Consider the following 20,200-nt stretch of genomic DNA (forward strand, 5'->3'; position numbering starts at 1 on the left):
GGCGCCCGGCGCGACAGGAATACCGCGCTGGCGCGCAGTACGCCGCATACCCGGCGTCAGTCGACCGTGGCCACGCGGGTGCCGAGGCCGGCGCGCGGCAGCCATTCGAACACCGAGTCGACGGTGACGGTTTCGATGCGACCGCTGTAGCGCTGCGACCCGGGATGGTCGTCGAACGCGATGTTGGCGCGGGTCGCGCGGGCACCGAGCCGTGTGAAGGTGCCCAGGCGCAGCTGCGTCGGTCGGTAGTCCTTCAGCCGCAGCCACGCCTGGGCGCGCTCGCGGCTGTCGGCCCCCGTGTCGGCCGCGAACGCCAGGGTTTCGATGGCCCACTGGTTGGACTGCTGGTAACGCCCCGACCAGGGGTAGGCAAGCATGTTGTAGGCCGGGGTGTGCAAACGGGCCAGCTGCGACGGGTCTTGCAGCAAGGGCAGCAGCCGCTCCTGCAAGGCCGGCGCCAACAGCACCACGCCGGCCTCGTACCGGTGCAGGTCGTCGAGGAAGAACTGCCCGAGCCCTTGGCGGTAGAGGTCGGCCTGGGCGCTGTCGCAATGGTTGAGCTTGTGCACCACGCGCCACACGCCGCTACCGGTCTCGCGGTAGGCAAAGCCGAGATGCGAGTAGCGCAGGCCGTAGCGGCTCAGGTCCTGTCCGGCCCGGGCCAGCACGGCCACGCGCGCGCCGGTGCTGTCGAGGTAGCGGGCGGTGCGCTGCGCCAGCTGCAGCCCACGGTCCAGGGTGTCGGTCGTGAGGGGCTTGCTGTCGCAGTCCCGGCCGGCATGTGCGGCCACGGCGGTCAGCGCGATCGCCACGGCGGCGCCGGCGCGTAGTGACAAGAGTCGGGTCATCGCGGTTCAGCGTGTCAGCCGTTGGTCGTACAACAACGCAGCGCCGATTTCATTTGGAATGAAGGCGATGGCCCGGCCGGCGGCCGACAACACCCAACCGGCGCTGAGCGCGACCACGGTGACCGCCGTGCCGACGGCCAGCGAGGCACCACCGGCGAGCTTGACGCTGGCCCGGGCACCATCTGACGCGCGCTCCAGCACCCAGACCGTGCCGGCGGCCGAGGCTTCGACGGCCACCACCGTGAGGGCGGCACCGGCCGACAAGACCACTGCCGGCGCTGCCACCGACACCGCCACCGGCAAGGCCGACAAGACGCTCGCGTCGGACGCGCCCGGGTGGGCTTGCGCCGGGCGCCAGGCGGCCAGTGCCGACACGAGCAGGAGCTGGGCAGCCAGCGCGGCCGCGAGGCGGCGGGACGAACACCGAACGGACATCTGCTTCACGGAGCATCTCCTTCCAAGGGTCGAGGGGTTCATCACGCGTTGTCAGCCGTCACCGCGGCGCGGCTGGCCGCGCCTTGCATGCGGGCTTCGGCGAGGTCGGCCTCGTGTGCGTCACGCAGCGTCTTGGCCAGCGTGAACACGGTCGAGATCAGAAACAGCCAGCTGACGCCGAGGTAGGCCTTGTAGGTCGGGTTGACGTCCATGCGCCACAAACCCCAGCCGGTCAGCGCCATCGCGAGCCCGAAACCGCCCCAGACCACCAGCTTCCACATCGGCGTGTCGGTCTGGCGCAGTTCGTTGTCGCGCACGAACTTGCTGAGCGCGAAGGCGGTCGAGAGGCAGAAGACGTAGCCCATCACCATGAAGGCCCGGTGGATGTCCTCGCCCGGCAGGTAGGCCAGGCCGGTCCCACACAAGGTCACGGCGGCACCGAAGGACACCCACACCTGGGTCTTCCAGGCCTTGGTGTCACGACGGATCAGGGGGACGGTACGCATGCAAGCCTCTGGGCTGTTGAACATGGCGTGCATCGTGCCGGCCGGCTGCCCCAAGGGCAACGAAACAGTACGGGGTGGCGCTGACGGAGGCAGGCAGTATCTTCAGGAGATACTTCAGGCCCTGAAGGAGCCCTGTAGATGAGCACCACCCTCGACCTCGTCGTCGCCCTGAAAGCCGAGCTGAAAACCGCCGGGCTCACCTATGCCGAGCTGGCGCCGCAGCTCGGCATGGCGGAGTCGAGCGTCAAGCGCATGTTCGCCAAGGCCGACATGCCGCTGTCGCGCATCGACGAGATCTGCCGCGTGCTGAAGCTCGACTTTGCCGACCTGGCACGCCAGGTCGCCGATGCACAACCGCTGCGGCGTGAGCTGACCCTGGAGCAGGAGAAGGCGGTGGTGGCCGACCGGCGTTTGATGCTGGTGGCGATCTGCTGCCTGAGCCTGTGGACCTGCGAGCAGATCGTCTCGACCTACACCTACAGCGAAGCCGACCTGGTGAAATGCCTCACCCAGCTCGACCGCCTGGGCATCATCGAGCTGAAGCCGATGAACCGCTACCGGCTGAAGCTGGCCAAGGGCTTTCGCTGGCGGCCACACGGACCGGTGATGCAGTTCTTTCGCGAGCAGGTGGTGGACGACTACTACAGCGGCGGCTTCGACGGCGACGGCGAGATGCTGACGCTGGTGCACGGCTCGATCGGCAAGAGCCTCGCCAACTTGTTCAACGAGCGGCTGCAGCGGGTGGCGCAGGACTTTGCCCAGCAGCACCTGGCCGACCAGAAGCTGCCGCCACAACAGCGCGCGCCCTACACGCTGGTGATCGGCATGCGCTCGTGGTTCTTCGCTGCCTTCCGTGACCTGAAGCGGCCCAACGGCGGCGGCAGCTGAGGCCGCTCAGACGACACCGCGCGCCCGCAACGCCTGCAGCTGTTCGGCCGTCACGCCGATCTCGCGCAGCACCGCCTCGGTGTCTTCTCCCAGCGCTGGCGCCCTGCGCGTGATGCGGCCGGGCGTGGCGCTCAGCTTGGGCACCACGCCCGGCACCTCGACCGCCAGGCCGGTGTCGCTCACGACCTGCTCGATCATGCCGCGGGCCCGGTAGTGCGGGTCTTCGGCGATGTCCTTGGCGGTGTAGATGCGCCCGGCCGGGACCTGGGCGCCGGTCAAGGCCTCGAGCACCTGTGCGACCTCGCGCGTTCGGGTCCAGTCGCCGATGGCGGCGTCGATGTCGTCCACCCGCGCCACGCGGCCGGTGTTGTGCGCGAGGGCCGGGTCTTGCGCCAGATCGTCGCGCCCGATCACCGCCATCAGGCGCTTGAAGATGGAATCGCCATTGCCTGCCACCAGCACATAACCGTCGCGGCAGGGATAGGCATTGCTCGGCGCGATGCCCGGCAGGGCCGAGCCCGCGGCTTCACGTACCACGCCGAACGCGCTGTACTCGGGCAGCAGGCTTTCCATGCAGTTGAACACCGCTTCGTACAGCGCGACGTCGACCACCTGGCCGCGACCGCTGCGCTGCCGATGCTGCAGCGCCAGCAGCACGCCGATGACACCGTGCAGCGAAGCCAGCGTGTCGCCGATGCTGACGCCCACGCGCACCGGTACCCGGCCGGGCTCGCCGCTCAGATGGCGCAGGCCGCCCATCGCCTCGGCCACCACGCCGAAGCCGGGGCGGTCCTTGTAGGGCCCGGTCTGGCCGTAGCCGCTGATGCGCAGCATCACCAGCCCCGGGTTGTCGGCGCTGAGCACCTCGTAGCCCAGCCCCCAGGCCTCCATCACACCCGGCTTGAAGTTCTCGACCACCACGTCGGCTTCGGCGATCAGGCGGCGCGCGATCTCGCGCGCTTCGGCCTGGCGCAGGTCGAGCGTCACGCTCTTCTTGTTGCGCGACTGCACCTGCCACCAGACGCTGGTGCCCTCGTGCAGCAAGCGCCACTGGCGCAACGGGTCGCCCTGCCCCGGCGGCTCGATCTTGAGGACGTCGGCGCCGAAGTCGGCCAAGGTCTTGGCGGCAAAGGGGCCGGCGATCAGCTGGCCGAGTTCGACCACCTTGAGGCCGGCGAGCGGCCCGCCGGGTGGGGGTGTGGTGTCGGGTGAGGTCATGAGGAAGCAGCTCCAGAGGCCGGAGGGGCGGCGGGCACGGCCTTCCGGCGTAAGGCGTCGCACGGGTCGCTCTTGGTCGGCGTGAGCCGTGCGGGACGTGTTTCGTCGAAACCGGTGCGGGTCTCGGCGCCGGCCGCGGCAAACACGATGGTGCGCACGACCAGGCCCGGCGCGACGTTGTCGAGTTGCAGCGGCACGCCGGTGCCGCGCGAGGCGTGCACCGCGCCGCTGAGCATCACGGTGACCCGGTCGCGGGCGGCGCCGGCGCTGGCATCGCGCAAGGTTTCCGCCAGGCTGCGGTCGCGTGCCAGTTGCATGCGCACCATGCCGGGCAGGTGCGCCTCGGGCAACAAGCCGCAATGTCCCTCCCGCACCGCCTCGATGAGGCGCGCATGGGCGGGCGGCGGCACGGCGCGGTCCCAATGCGTCTGGCCCATCGCCTCGCGCAGCGCCGGCCGTGGCAAGTCGCCACCGTAGACGGGCCGGCCGGCCTGCACGGCGTGCATCACCACGTCGCGGTACTGTGACCACGGCCAGGCCTTGTCGTGCCAGCCCAGCGCGTCGCGCACCTGCGCCTCGCTGCTGTGCTTGGGCAGTCCTGCGGTGTGGCGGCCGCGCTCGGCCATCTCGACCACCAGCGCGTGCAAACGCCCCTGTTGGGCCAAGCGTTGCACTTCGGCGGCCACCTGGCGCTGCTGGTCGAGCTGGTCGTGGCGCTCGCCGAACAGCCAGGCGGTCTGCGCCGCAGCGCACCCGCACAGCAGGCTCAGCAGCAACCCGGCCAGCCGCCGCGGAGCATGGCCGCGGAAGGCGCGTCGCGTGGAAAAGGCGTTCATGCTGCGATGCTACCGCTCGCCATCGGCGCCGCAGGCGGCCTCCAGGCGGCCCGCGCCGACGGCCCGCTGCGCAGGCCTTGCAGGTAGGCCTGCACCGCGGCGATCGCGTGGCGCACCTTGGCCGGCTGGGTGTCGCGGCGCGGCGTCACGACATACATCGGCAAGGGGGCCAGCCGCCACTCGGGCAGCAGCGGCACCAGCGCGCCGGAGACCAGCGACGCTTCGATGTCCTGCAGCGCCAGCACCGCAAGGCCGATCCCCGCCTCGCACAGCTGCTGCAACGACAGCTGGTTGTTGCTGGTGACCCGGGTGGCCGGCCGCAGCCGCTCGACCACCCCCTGCGGCCCGGTCAGTTCCAGCGCCGCGAGGCCCGGCCGCGCGTCGACGCGCAGCCACTCGTGGTGGGCGAGATCGGCCGGCAGCGTCGGCACCCCGCGGCGGGCCAGGTAGGCCGGCGAGGCGCACACCGCCAGTTCGAGCTCGGCCAGGCGCTGGGCGACCCAGCTCGAGTCCGGCAGGCGGCCGAAGCGCACGGCGAGGTCGATGCGCGCGTCGACCAGGTCGATCAGCGCGTCGTCGACCTGCAGGTGCAGGCTGAGCCCCGGGTTGGCGGACAGCAGCGGCGCCAGGGCCGGCCCGAGGTGGCGTGCAAAGCCGACCGGCGAGGCCACCCGCAGCTCGCCCACCGGCGCGTCACGCAGCTGCGCCAGTTGTTGCTCGGCGGACCGCGCCGCCGCGAGCATCGTCGCGCAGCCGCTGAAGAAGCGCTGGCCCGCCTCGGTCAGCTGCAACTTGCGGCTCGAGCGGTGCAGCAAGGTGACACCCATGCTGCGCTCCAGCTCGCGCAGCTGTTGGCTGACGGCCGAGGTGGTGGTGCCCAGCGTGCGGGCGGCGGCGCTCATCGAGCCGTGTTCGACCACTTCGGCAAACACGGCCATGCGCTTGAGCTGGTCGATCATGAAGTTTTTCTAAAGCAGAGTTGCCAAAAAGCGGGACTGGTGTAGCGCGGTTGAAGGTTCTATCGTCGCTCGGTCTTGTTGTTTCGTCCACTTCGAAAGGAATGTCATGCGACTCGCCCTGATCGGCGGCACCGGTTTCGTCGGTGCCGCCCTGCTCAACGAAGCCCTGCAGCGCGGCCACCAGGTGACCGCCCTGCAGCGCGACCCCAGCCGCTTGCCCGCGCGACCCGGCGTGGACGTGCGGCAAGCCGACGTGCTGCACGCCGCCCAGGTGAGCGACGCAGTGGCGGGCCACGACGCGGTGCTCAGCGCCTACAACGCGGGCTGGCAGAACCCCGACCTGTACGAGGAGTTCTTGCGCGGCAGCCGCGCCATCGCCGAAGGCACCCGCGCGGCGGGCGTCCAGCGGCTGCTGGTGGTGGGCGGCGCGGGCAGCTTGTACGTTGCCCCGGGCGTGCAGTTGGTCGACACGCCGGACTTCCCGGCGGAGTGGAAACAGGGCGCCCTGGCCGCGCGTGAGGCGCTCAACCTGCTGCGCCAGGAAACGGAATTGGCCTGGACCTTCGTCTCGCCGCCGGTGTTTCTCGACCCCGGCGCCAAGCGCGGCGGCTTCCGGCTGGGTGGGGACGAGGTGCTGATGGACGCCGGGCAGCCGGCGCGGGTGACGGTGGGCGACCTGGCCGTCGCAGTGCTCGACGAGGTCGAGCGGCCGGCGCACGTGCGGCGCCGTTTCACGTTGGGCTATTGAGCAGCGCGGGGCCCGGCCGGCGACGCCGCCGGCCGGGCGCGTTATCGTCCTTCGCCCGTTGCCTCTGCGCGGGTTCAGTGCAAGCGGTTATTGTTGTTGTCGACCCGGTTGGTATTGTTATTGTTATTGTTATTGCCGCTTGCACTCCCACCCTTATATTTCAGAATATCCGGTCTCCAAACGAAATACGGGCTGCCTTCAACCTTGATCGCCTCGGCGGTGCCGCGCACCTCGTCCGCCTTACCCTTTTCGGTCGACTTGGCGAGCTGATAGATCACACTGACGGCCGCCACATTTTTGCTTGAGCAGAAACGCAGAATATTTTCCTGGCATGACTTGCAGGGACCTTCGGAGCACAGCATCACAAATGTCTGCTGGCCCTTGTCGATGCCGCATTTCACCTGTTCGAGGATGTTTTGGGTGGCGACCAGACAGCCCACTTCTGCGTCGCCCAGCTTCGCGGCCTTGATGTTGGCCGCCAGCCGATTCACCCTGTCGTTGGCCGCTTGCGATGCCGCAACCCGCTGCCGTTCCAACTCCGCCCGTGACGGCTGCTTGGGCGTCGGCTGGTTCTTCATTGTCTTTTCGCGATCCGCTTTTGCCTGCTTTTCGCGGCGTTCTCTCCCGGCTTTTTCCTCCTTGGTTTCCTGCGAGAAAACCGGCGGCTCTCTGCCCTTTCCGCTGTAGCAGACCTGGGTCGTGGCACCGGCAACAAGCTGGCAGGTTTTGTTGTCGACCCAGCAGCCGATCGCGTCATTCTTCTCCGCTACCGACTTGCCCTTTTTCGCGCTTTCGAGGTGTCGGAGCGCCGCGTTCTCGGCAGCCGTGAGTTCCTTGTAGCTGACCTGAACCTCCAAGGCTGGCGCCTCGTTCTTCCCAGGTGGCCCGGAGGGCGGGATGGCGCGAAGTTTTTGGCCGGACGGGGGCTGAATTGAACCGCCCCCACCCGGCATGCCGTTGCCGTCGGGCCTCTTTTGCGGCTGTCGGTTGTCCATGAAGTCTCCCTGCAGATCGGACGCCCAGCGTAGGGTCGGCACAGCAGGGGCGAACAGAGGACAGTCACGCCTTGAAAAATCGACATGGCCCCGGCGGTACTGCTGCCGTCCGGGTCGGGCACCCGCTCCACGGCAGCCGAGCCGTGCCCCGCGAAATAAAAAAGGGGCCTGTTGAACTGACCCCAAGAAGTTGGACACTTTGGAAGCTATTGGCCCAAGGCCTGAGTTCGGTACTCCACCGGGCTCAGGCCTTGTAGCTTGAGCTTGAGCCGATGGTGGTTGTAGTAATGGATGTAGCGCCGCAAGCCCTGTCGTAGCTGTTCGACGCTGTTGTGATTGACCACCTGGCCGCTGCGGCCGAGCTCGGCCGCGATGCGCCGATAGCCATAACGCCCCTTGTGGCGCTCGTACACGGCGCTGATGCTGGCCTTCAGGTCGGCGTACCTATCGCCGGCCTGCAGTCCTTGGCCTGGTAGTAGAACGTGCTGCGCGACAGGCCTGCCGCTTGTAGCAGCATACGCAACGGGTAATTTGGCCTCAGCTCGAGGACGGCTTGCGCCCTTTGGGCGCAGCTTGCCGGTTGGTTCGAACCAAGGCCTCGAGTTTTTTTAGGTAGGCCACCTCCGCGCGCAGGGCTTCGTTCTCCTTGCGCAGTTCCTCCAGGGAGCGCGTGTCCTGCGCCTGAGGCGGCGGCAATTCTGTAGGTTTGGGCTTGGGCATCGTCTTCGGGCGGCCTCGGGGTTTGGGATGAAGCGCTTGCAGGCCGCCCTCATCGTACTGGCGCTGCCACGTCGCCACGACGCCGCCCCCGCCACGCAGCTCGAAGAGCACGGCCGCCTGCGTGTGCGACAACTCTTGACGCTTCACTTGGCGCAGCACGGACAGCTTGAATTCCGCACTGTAGTGGCTGAGCTTCTTGCGCAGCCCCTTCTCCCCATGCTCGCGATAGGCCGCTATCCAGCGGCGCACAGGCTCCCGGCCGATGCCGTACTCCGTAGCCAGGGCCTTGTAACCGACCGGTCCTGATAAATATCTTTGAACAACTTCGAGCTTCAAGCTCTCACTGTGTCTCGCCATGAAAAACACCCCATCGGTTGGATTGATGTCCAACCTTTGGGGTGCAGTTCAGTCGGCCCCTTTCGGTTCAGCTGCTAACGCAACCGGTTTCGGTCACTGCTCGGCAAACGCGCGTTCGATGACGTAGTCACCCGGCGTGTGGGTGTTGCCCTCGTGGAAGCCCCGCGAGTCGAGCAGATGCTTCAGGTCTTTCAGCATGTGCGGGCTGCCGCAGATCATCACGCGGTCGTGCGCGGGGTCGATCGCGGGCAGTTGCAGGTCGTCGAACAGCTTGCCGGACTCGATCAGCGTCGTGATACGGCCCTGGTTGCGGAACGGCTCGCGGGTGACGGTCGGGTAGTACAGCAGTTGCTGGGACGCCAGTTCGCCCAGGAACTCGTGGCCGGGCAGCTCTTCGGTGATCAGGTCCTGGTAGGCCAGTTCGGCGACTTCACGCGTGCCGTGCACCAGCACCACCTTCTCGAAGCGCTCGTAGGTGTGCGGATCGCGGATCACGCTCAGGAACGGCGCCAGGCCGGTGCCGGTCGCCAGCAGGTAGAGGCGCTTGCCGGGCTTGAGGTAGTCGAGCAGCAGCGTGCCGGTCGGCTTGCGGCCCACCAGGATGGTGTCGCCCTCTTTCAGGTGCTGCAGCCGCGAGGTCAGCGGGCCGTCAGGTACCTTGATGCTGAAAAACTCCAGGTGCTCTTCGTAGTTGGCGCTGGCCACGCTGTAGGCGCGCAGCAGCGGCTTGCCGTTGACCTTCAGGCCGATCATCGTGAAATGGCCGTTCTGGAAGCGGAACGCCTGATCGCGGGTGGTCGTGAAGCTGAACAGGCGGTCGGTCCAGTGGCGCACGCTCAGCACGCGTTCTTCGTTGAAGGCACTCATGGCAGGGTGTCAGAAAGCGGTGACAGGGAGAAACCGGAACCAAGATGATACAGATGATTCAGCAATAGATCACCCATACCGACATTACTTCTTGATCTAAGCCAGCTGGTGCGCGGTTTGTTCACGCTCGCCGGGGCCGGTCCCGGCATCCGCCGCGCCGGCCCGCTGTGCAGCACGGCGGGCGCGCCGCTTCTTCAGCCAGATGACCACCCCGGTGACCGAGAGCATCGCGACGACCAGGCCCAGCACGACGATCAGCAACCGCCACGGCAGGCCGAACACCTTGCCCATGTGCAGGGCCATGAGCCAGCTGGTGAAGGTGTTGCCGGGCGCGACGGTGGGGTGTTCGAAGGCAATCTCCTCGGCCTCCGGCGTGGCGGCCGAGAAATAGACGGCGGTGCGGCCGTGGTCGGAGGCGAAATCGTGGCTGCTGCGCACCGCATAACGCCACGCGCCGTGGTCGCGCTCGAGCATCAGCGAGTCCTCGTGCACCAGCTCGAAACCGTCGCGGCGGGCATGTTCGGCCATCAGCGCCCGGCCGCGCTCGCGGGCCTGGTGCCAGTCGAGCGCCGGTGTTTCCAGCGGGGTCGCCAGGTTGGGCAGGCGCTCGTGCACGTCGACGGTGGGCACGATGCGCTTGAGCACCGGCATGTACACCTCGTGCCCGAGGTTCAAGCAGATGCTGGACAGCGCGAACAGCAGCAGCAGCGCCCACACCCACAGGCTGGCCGCGCGGTGCAGGTCGAAGTTGAGGCGGTAGGCGCTGCCCGCCCATTTGACGCGCCATGACGGCTGCCAGCGGCTGAAGAAGCGCTGCCGACCGCGCGGCAAGGTCAGGTAGAAGCCGACAAAGCCGTCGAGCAGCCACACGAGCGAAATCGCGCCGAACAGCCACATGCCCCACGGGTAGGGCAGGCTGAGCGCGTAGTGCAGGTTGTAGATCAGCGGCATCAGGTGCGCGCGGTCGAGCACCCAAGCACCCCAGCGGCGCTCGCCGAGCACCTCGCCGGTGTAGGGGTCGGCGAAGACCTCGTAGAGGACCGGTGTTTGCTGCCCCGGCGGGCCCTCCATCCGGTTCACGTAGAGGCGCGCCGACTCCCCCGCGGGCCGGTGCAAGGCGTGGTAGTCGATGCGCGCCGCCGGCAGGGACCGCTCGACGCGCTCCCGCAGCACCAGCGGATCGAGGGGCGCTGCCCCCGGCCGCTCGGGCGCGAGGCGCAGCTCGGGCACCAACGCGATGTCCAGCTCGTCGAGGAAGGCGAGCAGGCTGCCGGTCAGGCCGGCGATCAGCAGAAAGCCGGCGATGGCGAGGCCGGCATAACGGTGCATCAGGACCCAGGTTTGGCGGTTCATGGCTGGCGGTGGCTGGCGGTTGATGACAGCGGACATGACCAAGGCTCCAGGACGGCTGGTTCTTGTTCGCCTTGCCTGGGCCTGGGCATCTGCGTGCCGTGGCCGTGGGTACCGACGTTTTGGAAGACGGGCAGGAATCGGACGGGGGCGCGGCCCGCAGGCCGGTGAACCGGCCGGCCCCTGCACACGACGAGTGCGTGCAAGGGCAACAGGTGCGCTACTTCTGCTCGGGCTCGCTGACGAAGCCGATCTTGCCCAGCCCCGCCTTGGAGGCGTCGGCCAGCGTCTCGGCGACGTAGCGGTACGGCACGTTCTGGTCGGCACGCAAGTGCACCTCGGGCTGCGGCTGCTTGGCGCCTTCGGCGGCGAAGCGTTCGGCCGCTTCGGCCCGGGTGATCACCTGACCGTTCCAGAAGCGCTGGCCGGACGCGTCGATCGCGAACTCGACCTTGTCGGGCTTGAGCTGGTTGGCCTCGGCCGACGCCTTGGGCAACTCGAGCTTGACCGCATGCGTCAGCAGCGGCGCGGTGACGATGAAAATCACCAGCAGCACCAGCATCACGTCGATCAACGGCACCATGTTGATCTCGGCCATCGGCGCGCCGGAGGACTTGTTGTCGAAACTGGCAAAGGCCATGTCGGGACTCCGGGGGTGACGTCAGGCGGCGTGCGCCGGGGAGGCCTTGCCGACGGGCCGGCTGCCGCTCGGCAGCGGGCGCACGTTGTCGCCCTTGAGCGACTGGCCGAGCGACAGGAAGGTGAACAGCTCGAAGGCAAACGCGTCGAGCTTGGCGGTCAGCACCCGGTTGCTGCGCGTGAGCCAGTTGTAGCCCATCACCGCGGGGATCGCGACGGCCAGGCCGATGCCGGTCATGATCAGCGCCTCGCCCACCGGGCCCGCCACTTTGTCGAGCGTGCCGGCACCGCTCATGCCGATGGCGACCAGCGCGTGGTAGACCCCCCACACGGTGCCGAACAGGCCGACGAAGGGCGCGGTGGCGCCGACCGTCGCGAGCACGGTGAGGCCGTTTTCGAGCCGCATCGTCTCTTCGTCGAGCACCTTCTTGATGGTGCGGGTCAGGAAGTCCTGCGCGGTGCCCGCCTCTTCGAGCTTGGCGGCACCGTATTTGGCATGGTGGGCCTGCGCATGCATTGCGTGCGCGGTGAGGTGCGCGAACGGGTCACGCACGCCATGGGTCGAGATCTCGTTGTGCACCGCGTCGAGCGAACTCGCGTTCCAGAAAAAGCGCAGAAACTCCTCGCTGCGCTTCTTGCGCACGAACTGCGTGATGCCCTTCATCACGATGAGGTACCACGACACCGCCGACATCAGCAGCAGGATCACGAGCAGCGCCTTGCCGACCACGTCGGCCTGCGCGATGAAATGGCCGAAGCCCAAAGAGGTCGAGGGGTTCACGATCAATTCTCCAGTTCAAAGAGGACCGGCATTTCTGCCCAGACGGCCTCGGGCTGGCCGTCTTTCATCTGTGGCTTGAAACGCATGCCCCGCATCGCGCGCTGCGCGGCGTCGTCGAGGCGGGCGTAGCCCGAAGATTTCTTGACCAGCACCTGCGCGGGCCGGCCGGTGGGGTCGATCAAGCAGCGCAGCACCACCTGGCCCGACTCGCCCAGCCGCTTGGACTGCGGCGGATAGTCGAGCGACATCGGCGTGACCACCTCCAGCTCGCTGGCCGACACGGTCCGCGGCGGCGCAGGAGGGGCCGGCGGTGCCGGGGGCGCGGGCGGCGCGGCGACCGGCTCGGGCGGTGCGGGCGGCGGTGGCTCCACTGGCGGCGGCGGTGCGACGAACGGGGCCGGTGCCGGGGTCGGCGCGGTCGACACCACGGGGGCCGGCGGCGGCGGTGCCTTGGGTTTGGGTTTGGGGGGCTCGGGCGGCGGTGGGGGTGGCGGCGCGGGGACCGGTGGCGCTGGCGCGGCCTGCACGAACTCGACGAACACGGGCCCGGTCTGCGGCAGCGGCGCCGGCTCGGTCACAAGCTGCATCAGCCCATAACCCGCCGCAAGGTGGGCCGCGACCACCGCGCCGAGCGCAGCGGCACGGCCCGGTCGCGACAGGGCGACACCGTCGCTGTCCTGCGGCACGCCCAGGTCGAGAGCGAGCAGTCGGCCAGGGGGCGGCGCTGAGGTCATAGTCGAGGCCAAGGTGATTGTTTTAAATGCGAACCATTCGCATTATAGGGGCAAGCTTCAGGGTTGTCCCGCACCTCGGCGGCGGCGGTCAGGCGCGGGGCGGGCCTTCGTTCAGGCGCAACTGCATCCAGGTGAGGTCCAACCAGCGTCCGAACTTGGTTCCGACCTCACGCATGCAACCACTCACTTCAAATCCGAGCCGCTGGTGCAGCCGAATGGAGGCGGTGTTGCCCGACTCGATCGCTGCGATCATCAGGTGCTTGCCCAATCCGCGCGCCTCGTCGATCAGCTGCGACATCAAGGCCTGCCCGATGCCCTGGCCCTGTCGCCCGGAGCGCACATAGACCGAGTGCTCGATGCTGTAGCGGTAGCCGTCGAAGGCGCGGAAATCGCCAAACGAGGCGTAGCCGGTCACCTCGTCGCCGTCCAGCGCGACCAGCACCGGGTAGCCGGCAGCGCGGCGCTGCGCCAGCCACGCGGCCCGGTTCGCCACATCGACCGTCTGCTCGTTCCAGATCGCGGTGGTGTGCACCACGGCATGGTTGTAGATGTCGGTGATGCCGGCCAAATGGTCGGCGGTGGCGTGGGTGAGGCTCAAACTCATGACGGAGGACTGCTTCGGTGGGGGGTGCTGCATGCTACCTGTCGGCCGCTTGAGCCGCGGCGAAGTGCTGCCCATACTACGTCGCATGCAGCCCTCGCCTCCCCCCGATGATGTCGTTGCCGCCCGTTTCCTCGTCAGCGGCGAGGTGCAAGGTGTCGGCTTTCGAGCGGCGACCCGGCGCCGCGCGGTCGGACTGGGACTGGCGGGTGTCGCGCGCAATCTGGACGACGGCCGCGTCGAGGTGCTGGCAGAAGGTGCGCCGGCCGCCGTGGAGGCTTTGGCCGCCTGGTTGCACCAGGGACCGCCGTCCGCCCGCGTGGCCACCGTGGAGCGGTCGGAGGCGCCGGCGAGCGGCTGGCGCGGCTTCGAGATCGATTGAGCCCACTGCAGCTCAGCGCCTAAGAAAAAGCCTGCCGCCCACATGAGCGGGCGGCAGGCAAGGCATTGCAACTGCAAATTGCGTTCGCAGTGTACTGTATTTGCATACAGTGGTCCCGGCCACCCTCGTTGCCGGCGGGGTGGACCCGGGAGCATCAGCGGATGCGGTAGACGTCCAAACGGAAGCGGTGCTGCGAGGTCCACTGGTGCAACTGCACCCGCACTTCATGCTCGCCGTCGAGACGGGCGTGCGCGAAGTGCAGGCCGCCCCTGTCGCCGGGGTGCAATCGCAGCGGCCGCCCGTCGACATTCACCTCGAAGGTCACGGGCAGTTCGAATTGAAAGCGGTAGACCCCAGGGTTGAAGCAGGCCAGGCCGGTCCATTGCGCCGTGCGCGGCGCAGTGGTGGGCGCAGTGGTGGACACCTCGGCATCGTCGGCCGGCAGTCCGTCGTGACACTGCGCCGGCTCCGGGCCATCGTCGAGCGACTGCCGGCACACCTGCAACCACACCGGCCGGCTCATCGAGGCCAAAGGGGCCAGCAGCTGGGCCGCGCACACCATCCGCACGGGCCCGTCCGCATGGTCTGCCGTCGGCAGCGACTCTTCCACCGCGTCTGCCGCCGTCTGCGCGCGCGGTGCGGCGTCGGCCGGCTGCACCACGCTGCCTGCCAGCACGCGCATGCGCAGCTTGTCGCGCAGCGCGGCGACGAACAAGCCATATTCCTGTGACCCGGTGACCACCAGAAAGCGCCGCAGCCGGGGCGTGAACGATTGCAGCGCGGCGGTATGACCGACACCGCTGAACGCCGGGGCGGTGGTGAAGCCAACCAAGGCACTGTTGCCGATGGCGGTCAGGCCCGGGGCACAGACGATGTGCTCGACGAAGCCGTCCAGCACTTCGGTGCTGCTGCCGACGTCGGCCGTCGCCTCTGCACCGCCGACCTCGAGGCCGACGATGCGCAGTTCGCGAGCCGCCACATGCAGCACCACCGGGGTGCCACGGTGTTGGGCGGTGCACAGCTGGTCGAGCAAGGCCTGGCCCACACAACGCTCGGGGATCTGCAGCTCGAGCAGGTATTGCCGCACATGCCCCTCGGCATCGAGCACCGTCACGGCCGCCGTGTCGCTCAACTCTGCCGTGGCCCCGGCCTGGTTGTGCGCGAACAGCGCGACGCCGACGACATGCACCGGCACCGCCTCGGTGGACTCCGACGACAGCAGCGCGTCGCGCGTGATGCGCGTGACCCGCTCCAGGTCGCGCGGGCCTTGCGGCGCCTCCTGTGCGTAATCGATCTCGATCGGCTCGGCGCGGCTGAGCGCATCGCGCAGCAAGGCCAGTTGAGCTGCCGCCTCACCGGCCCGCACCGAGTTCACCGCCAGGTCCGACAAGCGGTAGTCGGCTCGCGTGCCGTCGTCGTGCAGTACGGCGGCAACGGCACGACCGGCCCGCCCGACCTCGAGGCGTTCAACGAATCCGCGTAGTACTGGCATGGTCCGCTCCTCGACGCCGTGCGGCGTGTAGCGCGGCGCCTCCAGGGCACCGCCGGTGACTGACGGGGCGCGGCTCGCTCGATGCGACCCGCAGCGCCCATCTGCCGCAACCCGAAGGTGTCAGCAGGTGGGGGCAAGCGTGGGGGGACTGCGAAGGCTGGCGGGGTCGCCGCGATCAGAGCGGCTGCAGCGTCTGCGGCGTGCGTTTGGCACTGGCGGCCCGCTCTGCGGTGAGGCTCACGCGCCAGAAGGCCTGGGCCGGGCGGCTCGCGTATCGCGTCGTTTCGTGACGCACAGGGGCGCTGCTCGCCTCATGCGCTGCATCCGAAGGAACCGGAGCGACCAAACCACCCATCGCACCCTCCTTGCCGTGAGCCGCTGGGGCCTCACTTCGCCAGTGTGAAAAAAATATAGTGTCGGGCCGAGCGGCGGTCAAGCAGGGGCTGGCAGGGGCGGCTTCCCAGGAGGCCCTTCCATCACCGTGTCACCTGCCGCCAGGTGACAGCCCGTTCAACACCTGCTGCGGCAGCCGGCCCAGACGGCTACGCTGCGGAAAGCTGTCCACCTGCACCCGCGCCACCTCCCGCGCGCCGGCGTACTCGATGACCGAGACCGTGTGATCGCGGCTGTTGGACACGAAACAATGGGCCCCGTCAGGGCTGGTGGTGGCCCAGTAAGGCAGATTGCCGGAGGGCAACACGGCTTCGGTGCGCATCTCGGGAACCGAGACGATGGCGACATAGTTGTCGATCGTGCCCGCCAGGCACAGCCGCCGTTCATCACCCGAGATGGCCATGCCGTGGTGGGCCGAGTTCTGCGGGTAGTCGTCAGGGTGTGGGAAATGTGCTCGGGCCCAGGCGCTGTAGGGCAGTTCGACCTGCTGCAGGACCGACCCGGTGTGCATGTCCACCTTGGCATAGCCGTTGAGATAGGACAGCTGCGTGTACATCAACGCACCGTCACGCGTCACGACATTGGGCCGGATGCCGTAGGGCAAGCGGAACGACCTCACCACCTGCCAGCTGCCGGCATCGATCACCGTCAGCTGACGCCGGCCCTTCAAGGCATTCAGCGCGTGGGGCAGCAACACGTTGCCGATGCTGGTGTTGTAGACATGGCGCCCGTCGGCCGAATAGTCGTTGGCATGCGGGAAGTCGCCCGTCTCGACACGGGCCACCAGCGCGCCGCTGGTCGCATCAAGCACGAAGGCCGCCGCTACGCTCGAGGCCGACACGACGACGCGGCTGCCGTCGGGGGACAACGCCATGTGGTCGGCGTTCAGACCGGGCAGCGGGTAACGCCAGCGCACCGGATGGCCCGGTGCAGCGAGATCGAGGGCCACGACGTCGGCCAGCGAAGAACGCGAAACGTACAGCGTGCGGCCATCGGGCGATGCTGCAAGGTCGTCGATGTAGCGGTCGCCGCCCTTCTGCGCTTTCACGGTCTCGTAGACGATGCGCCGCAACGGGTCCATCTCGCGCAAGCGCTGCGCCAGGTCGGGCACGGCGTTGACCGAACCGAGGTTGGTGTACCCGGCGGTGTCGATCACGCTGACCGTGCCGGCCTCGGAGTTGCCGACCAGCAGCACGTCCTTCAGCGCCTCCTCAGCCGTTGCAGGCGCGCCGAGCCCGGCGGCCACCGCGATGCCCACCATGGCCCCCGCCCTGCCCAGCCAGGAGCGGCATCGCTGCGGCCACCGAGGTCGCGCGGGTCGACGCTGTGGGGGGCGAAATCGCAATGGGGTGAACATCTCGCATCTCCTTGGCAGAAAGCCGTCGCGGCGCGACGAAGGCGCCACGTCACCTGTTCAGGCGACACCGCCGCCGCAGCGCTTGGTCTACAGTCGCGCTGCGTCGCTCCAGGGTCCGCGGCGCTCGCCTTGGTTTATCGCCAGGCCGGCATGCCGCCGCAATGACGTGAGGCCCCAGGCAACACCGTCGGCAGCGGCAGCCCGATCACCGAAACAGGGGGGGCCGGGCGCGGGTCGGCCCCGGTCGATGGGCCGCCGGATCGGGCGACAATCGCGCACTCGCAGCGCCGGCTGCGCGAGGGCCCAGAGAACCGCCATGACTTCAGCACCTGAAGACGACCACGAGCAGACCGTCATCGGTTCGTCGCCACTCACCCAGCTCCAGCCGGCTGACGTCGCCGGCGGGCCCCTCAGCCATACGCTGCCGGTGGGGACGCGGCTGGGCGAGTTCGAGATCGTGGGCCTGATCGGCGAAGGCGGTTTCGGCATCGTCTACCTGGCCTACGACCCGTCGCTGGAACGCCAGGTGGCGCTGAAGGAGTACATGCCGTCGTCGCTGGCCTCGCGCTCCGTCACGACCGCGACGGTGGCGCCGAAGTCGGACCGCCATCTCGAGACCTTCCGGGTCGGCCTGCGCAGCTTCGTCAACGAAGCACGTTTGCTGGCGCGCTTCGACCATCCGGCGCTGGTGAAGGTGCACCGCTTCTGGGAGGCCAACGGCACCGCCTACATGGTGATGCCGTACTACAAGGGCCCCACGCTCAAGCGTGCGCTCGCCGACCGGGGTGGGCCGCCGGACGAGGCCACCTTGCGCGGCTGGCTCAACCCGCTGCTCGACGCGCTGGCCGTGATGCATGCCGAGCAGTGTTTTCACCGCGACATCGCGCCCGACAACATCCTGTTGACCGAGGGCGGCCCCTTGCTGCTCGACTTCGGCGCAGCCCGTCGTGTCGTCGGCGACATGACACATGCGTTGACCGTGGTGCTGAAGCCCGGCTACGCGCCGATCGAGCAGTACGGCGAAGTGCCCTCGATGACACAAGGCGCGTGGACCGACCTGTATGCGCTCGCCTGCGTCGTCTACTACGCGATCACCGGCAAGACGCCGATGTCGTCGGTCGAGCGGTTGATCTCGGACCGCCTGACGCCGATCAGCCAGATCGCCGCCGGACGCTACAGCGACTCGCTGCTGCGCGCGGTCGACGCGGCCCTGTCGGTCAAGCCACAGGACCGCCCCCAAGACGTGGCGCAATTCCGCCGCATGCTCGGTCCGGCCCCTGCTGCCGCAGCAGCAGCAACAGCAGCCAGCGCCGCTGCGTCGCCGACACGCAAGCGCCCGCTGCTGGCGGTCGGGGTTGCGGCAGTGGCTGTGCTGACGGTGGCGGCATCGGCCTGGATCTACCTGATCCGCGGCGACGACACACCGCGTGCCCCCGACCCTGCCCCCACGCCCGAGTTGCCGGCCGCGCTGCCGCCTGCGCCTGCGCCTGCGCCTGCACCGGCACCGGCACCGGCACCGGCACCGGCACCTACCCCTACGCCTGCACCGCCACCTGCGCCTGTCCCGCCCCCTGCTCCCAAGCCTGCCCAGCAAGACATGCGGCCGAGCGCGAAGGCGACAGAGCCCAAGCCGTCCAACCCATCACCGAGACCGCGTGCCGAGACGCCCGCGGCGGCACCGACACCCCCCTCAATGGGTGAGTCGCGCCCCCCTAGAACCACGGCGATCCAGTCACGGTGCAGTGATATTCTTCAAAAGGCTTCTTTGGAAGCCTTGAGTGCCGAGGAAACACAGTTCATGAAGAGGGAGTGCAGATGAAGTACGCTGCATCGAGGCATCCACGATGCCTCTTTTCGTTCCTGGGGGCCTTGCTGACGCTGGCCATCGCCGGCTGCGCCGCACCCCAGGCCACCACGCTGACACAAGAACTGCCGTTCGAGCAGGCGGTCGCGGAAGCCACCGACGGGCTGGTGTCACAGACGCAAAAGCTGCCGGCCTTCCTGGCCAAGGTCGAGTCGAAGCTCGCCAAACGCGCCGTCGTGGTCGACCCGATGCTCGATGCCGGCAGCGGCCAGCAGACACAAGCCACCGAGTTGCTCGAGAAGCGCGTCAGCGAGCGGCTGTCGTCCAAGTACGACCAGTTCGAGCTGCTGCCGTTCCAGTCGAACCATCTGGCCAAGGCACAGTACCTGTTGACCGGCACGATGACACGGGCGCCACGCTCCGGCAACAAGGCCGGCGGCCTGCACCTGAACCTCGCGCTGACCGATCTGCGCAGCGGCAACGTTGTCGCGCAGGCGTCGGCACTGGCGCAAGACAAGGGCCTGGATCACGACCCGCTGCCCTACTACCGTGACAGCCCGGTGCTGGTGAAAGACAAGGTCATCGAAGGTTATGTGCGCACCTCGACAACCGCCCCCGGGCAGCGCGCCGACGCCTTCTATCTCGAGCGCGTCAGCGCCGCATCGGTGATCAACGAAGCGACCGACCTCTACAACACCGGCCGCTACCAAGATGCGCTGGGCCGCTACCGCAGCGCGCTGGCGACGCCGGCCGGCGAGCAGTTGCGGGTGCTCAACGGCATCTACCTGACCAACGCCAAGCTGGGCCGTGCGAACGAAGCCGAGCAGGCCTTCGGACGGGTGGTGGCGATGGGCATCGCCTACAACGAACTGGGCGTGAAGTTTTTGTTCAACCCGGGCTCGACGGAGTTCTGGTCCGACCCCAAGGTCAGCGGCCCGTACGGCATGTGGCTGCGGCAGATCGCCCGCGAAAGCACTGCGGCGAAGGCCTGCATGCACATCGTCGGCCACACCAGTCGCACCGGCAGCGAGCAGACCAACGAGACCCTGTCGCTGCAGCGTGCCGGCTACATCAAGCAGCGCCTGACCACCGAGGCGGCCGAGCTGGGCCCGCGCACCAAGGCGGTCGGCATGGGCGCACGCGAGAACATCGTGGGCAGCGGCACCGACAACGCGGTCGACGCGCTCGACCGCCGGGTCGCGTTCAAGATCGTGCCCTGCACCTGAGTCGGCGCGACCGAAGAGAACGGCCACCTCCCGGTGGCCACGGACCCAAACAAAAACGCAGCCC

At 68.3% G+C, this 20,200-nt stretch carries 21 protein-coding genes and 1 pseudogene; 5 read left to right on the forward strand and 17 right to left on the reverse strand.

Translation table 11 applies throughout. From position 1 onward, the window contains the following. Positions 1-56: 56 nt before the first annotated feature. The 3 genes from AAW51_RS27045 to AAW51_RS27055 are packed head-to-tail and all read right to left on the reverse strand — an operon-like array spanning position 57 to position 1,789. On the reverse strand, positions 57-848 hold the full coding sequence (locus AAW51_RS27045; protein WP_047197104.1) for a DUF2145 domain-containing protein: 792 nt from the start codon (positions 846-848) through the stop codon (positions 57-59). Positions 849-854: 6 nt separating this feature from the next. Then, positions 855-1,283 carry a hypothetical protein gene (locus AAW51_RS27050; RefSeq protein WP_047198368.1) on the reverse strand — a complete coding sequence of 143 codons (429 nt, stop codon included), beginning with the start codon at positions 1,281-1,283 and terminating at the stop codon, positions 855-857. A gap of 41 nt (positions 1,284-1,324) precedes the next feature. Then, positions 1,325-1,789: a YiaA/YiaB family inner membrane protein gene (locus AAW51_RS27055; RefSeq protein WP_047198369.1), complete on the reverse strand. Its 465-nt coding sequence runs from the start codon at positions 1,787-1,789 to the stop codon at positions 1,325-1,327. A gap of 138 nt (positions 1,790-1,927) precedes the next feature. On the opposite strand from AAW51_RS27055, the gene AAW51_RS27060 reads away from it, so the two are divergent. Then, on the forward strand, positions 1,928-2,677 hold the full coding sequence (locus AAW51_RS27060; protein WP_047197105.1) for a helix-turn-helix domain-containing protein: 750 nt from the start codon (positions 1,928-1,930) through the stop codon (positions 2,675-2,677). Positions 2,678-2,683: 6 nt separating this feature from the next. On the opposite strand, the gene AAW51_RS27065 is transcribed toward AAW51_RS27060, so the two are convergent. From AAW51_RS27065 to AAW51_RS27075, 3 genes are read right to left on the reverse strand one after another with little or no spacing between them, the layout of a single operon-like run. Further along, complete coding sequence (locus AAW51_RS27065; protein ID WP_047197106.1) at positions 2,684-3,895, reverse strand: CaiB/BaiF CoA transferase family protein; 1,212 nt, start codon at positions 3,893-3,895, stop codon at positions 2,684-2,686. Further along, positions 3,892-4,731 carry a ChaN family lipoprotein gene (locus AAW51_RS27070; RefSeq protein WP_047197107.1) on the reverse strand — a complete coding sequence of 280 codons (840 nt, stop codon included), beginning with the start codon at positions 4,729-4,731 and terminating at the stop codon, positions 3,892-3,894. Before AAW51_RS27070 ends, AAW51_RS27065 begins: the two co-directional genes overlap by 4 nt. Further along, complete coding sequence (locus AAW51_RS27075) at positions 4,728-5,687, reverse strand: LysR family transcriptional regulator (protein ID WP_047198370.1); 960 nt, start codon at positions 5,685-5,687, stop codon at positions 4,728-4,730. Before AAW51_RS27075 ends, AAW51_RS27070 begins: the two co-directional genes overlap by 4 nt. Before the next feature lie 109 nt (positions 5,688-5,796). Between AAW51_RS27075 and AAW51_RS27080 the strand changes: the two genes are divergently transcribed. Beyond that, entirely contained in the window at positions 5,797-6,438 is a 642-nt protein-coding gene (locus AAW51_RS27080) for an NAD(P)-dependent oxidoreductase (protein ID WP_047197108.1), read from the forward strand. Positions 6,439-6,512: 74 nt separating this feature from the next. Here AAW51_RS27080 and AAW51_RS27085 read toward each other — a convergent pair whose 3' ends face one another. From AAW51_RS27085 to AAW51_RS27125, 9 genes and pseudogenes are all read right to left on the reverse strand, one after another. Next, positions 6,513-7,433, reverse strand: a complete 921-nt coding sequence (locus AAW51_RS27085; RefSeq protein ID WP_157360084.1) for a hypothetical protein — start codon at positions 7,431-7,433, stop codon at positions 6,513-6,515. Positions 7,434-7,639: 206 nt separating this feature from the next. Then, positions 7,640-7,750: pseudogene (locus AAW51_RS31465) on the reverse strand (IS3 family transposase); the annotation flags it as partial. A gap of 220 nt (positions 7,751-7,970) precedes the next feature. Next, complete coding sequence (locus AAW51_RS31470) at positions 7,971-8,489, reverse strand: transposase (protein ID WP_417903589.1); 519 nt, start codon at positions 8,487-8,489, stop codon at positions 7,971-7,973. A 114-nt stretch (positions 8,490-8,603) separates the two neighbouring features. Beyond that, the gene (locus AAW51_RS27100; protein WP_047197110.1) at positions 8,604-9,377 is read right to left on the reverse strand and encodes a ferredoxin--NADP reductase; all 774 of its coding nucleotides are present in this window, start codon (positions 9,375-9,377) and stop codon (positions 8,604-8,606) included. A gap of 96 nt (positions 9,378-9,473) precedes the next feature. Beyond that, positions 9,474-10,766 (reverse strand): PepSY-associated TM helix domain-containing protein, encoded by a 1,293-nt coding sequence (locus AAW51_RS27105; protein ID WP_053013948.1) that lies wholly within the window; start codon positions 10,764-10,766, stop codon positions 9,474-9,476. A gap of 181 nt (positions 10,767-10,947) precedes the next feature. After that, entirely contained in the window at positions 10,948-11,367 is a 420-nt protein-coding gene (locus tag AAW51_RS27110) for an ExbD/TolR family protein (protein ID WP_047197111.1), read from the reverse strand. A 21-nt stretch (positions 11,368-11,388) separates the two neighbouring features. Then, positions 11,389-12,153: a MotA/TolQ/ExbB proton channel family protein gene (locus AAW51_RS27115; protein WP_053013949.1), complete on the reverse strand. Its 765-nt coding sequence runs from the start codon at positions 12,151-12,153 to the stop codon at positions 11,389-11,391. Next, complete coding sequence (locus tag AAW51_RS27120) at positions 12,150-12,881, reverse strand: energy transducer TonB (protein WP_053013950.1); 732 nt, start codon at positions 12,879-12,881, stop codon at positions 12,150-12,152. The genes AAW51_RS27115 and AAW51_RS27120 overlap by 4 nt, the downstream gene beginning before the upstream one ends. Before the next feature lie 88 nt (positions 12,882-12,969). Continuing rightward, a complete protein-coding gene (locus tag AAW51_RS27125) occupies positions 12,970-13,485 on the reverse strand; it encodes a GNAT family N-acetyltransferase (protein ID WP_047197112.1) in 516 nt (171 codons plus the stop codon). 85 nt (positions 13,486-13,570) lie between these two features. On the opposite strand from AAW51_RS27125, the gene yccX reads away from it, so the two are divergent. After that, the gene (gene yccX, locus AAW51_RS27130; protein WP_047197113.1) at positions 13,571-13,864 is read left to right on the forward strand and encodes an acylphosphatase; all 294 of its coding nucleotides are present in this window, start codon (positions 13,571-13,573) and stop codon (positions 13,862-13,864) included. Between the two features lie 154 nt (positions 13,865-14,018). On the opposite strand, the gene AAW51_RS27135 is transcribed toward yccX, so the two are convergent. Together AAW51_RS27135 and AAW51_RS27145 are read right to left on the reverse strand one after the other, a co-directional pair. Continuing rightward, complete coding sequence (locus AAW51_RS27135; RefSeq protein ID WP_047197114.1) at positions 14,019-15,356, reverse strand: hypothetical protein; 1,338 nt, start codon at positions 15,354-15,356, stop codon at positions 14,019-14,021. Between the two features lie 484 nt (positions 15,357-15,840). Further along, entirely contained in the window at positions 15,841-17,010 is a 1,170-nt protein-coding gene (locus AAW51_RS27145) for a YncE family protein (RefSeq protein WP_157360085.1), read from the reverse strand. A 412-nt stretch (positions 17,011-17,422) separates the two neighbouring features. Between AAW51_RS27145 and AAW51_RS27150 the strand changes: the two genes are divergently transcribed. Together AAW51_RS27150 and AAW51_RS27155 are read left to right on the forward strand one after the other, a co-directional pair. After that, positions 17,423-18,925, forward strand: a complete 1,503-nt coding sequence (locus AAW51_RS27150; protein ID WP_053013951.1) for a serine/threonine protein kinase — start codon at positions 17,423-17,425, stop codon at positions 18,923-18,925. Then, a complete protein-coding gene (locus AAW51_RS27155) occupies positions 18,922-20,136 on the forward strand; it encodes an OmpA family protein (protein WP_083438626.1) in 1,215 nt (404 codons plus the stop codon). Before AAW51_RS27150 ends, AAW51_RS27155 begins: the two co-directional genes overlap by 4 nt. Positions 20,137-20,200: the final 64 nt, after the last annotated feature.

The sequence above is a fragment of the Caldimonas brevitalea genome (assembly GCF_001017435.1).
Taxonomy (GTDB): Bacteria; Pseudomonadota; Gammaproteobacteria; order Burkholderiales; family Burkholderiaceae_C; genus Caldimonas; species Caldimonas brevitalea.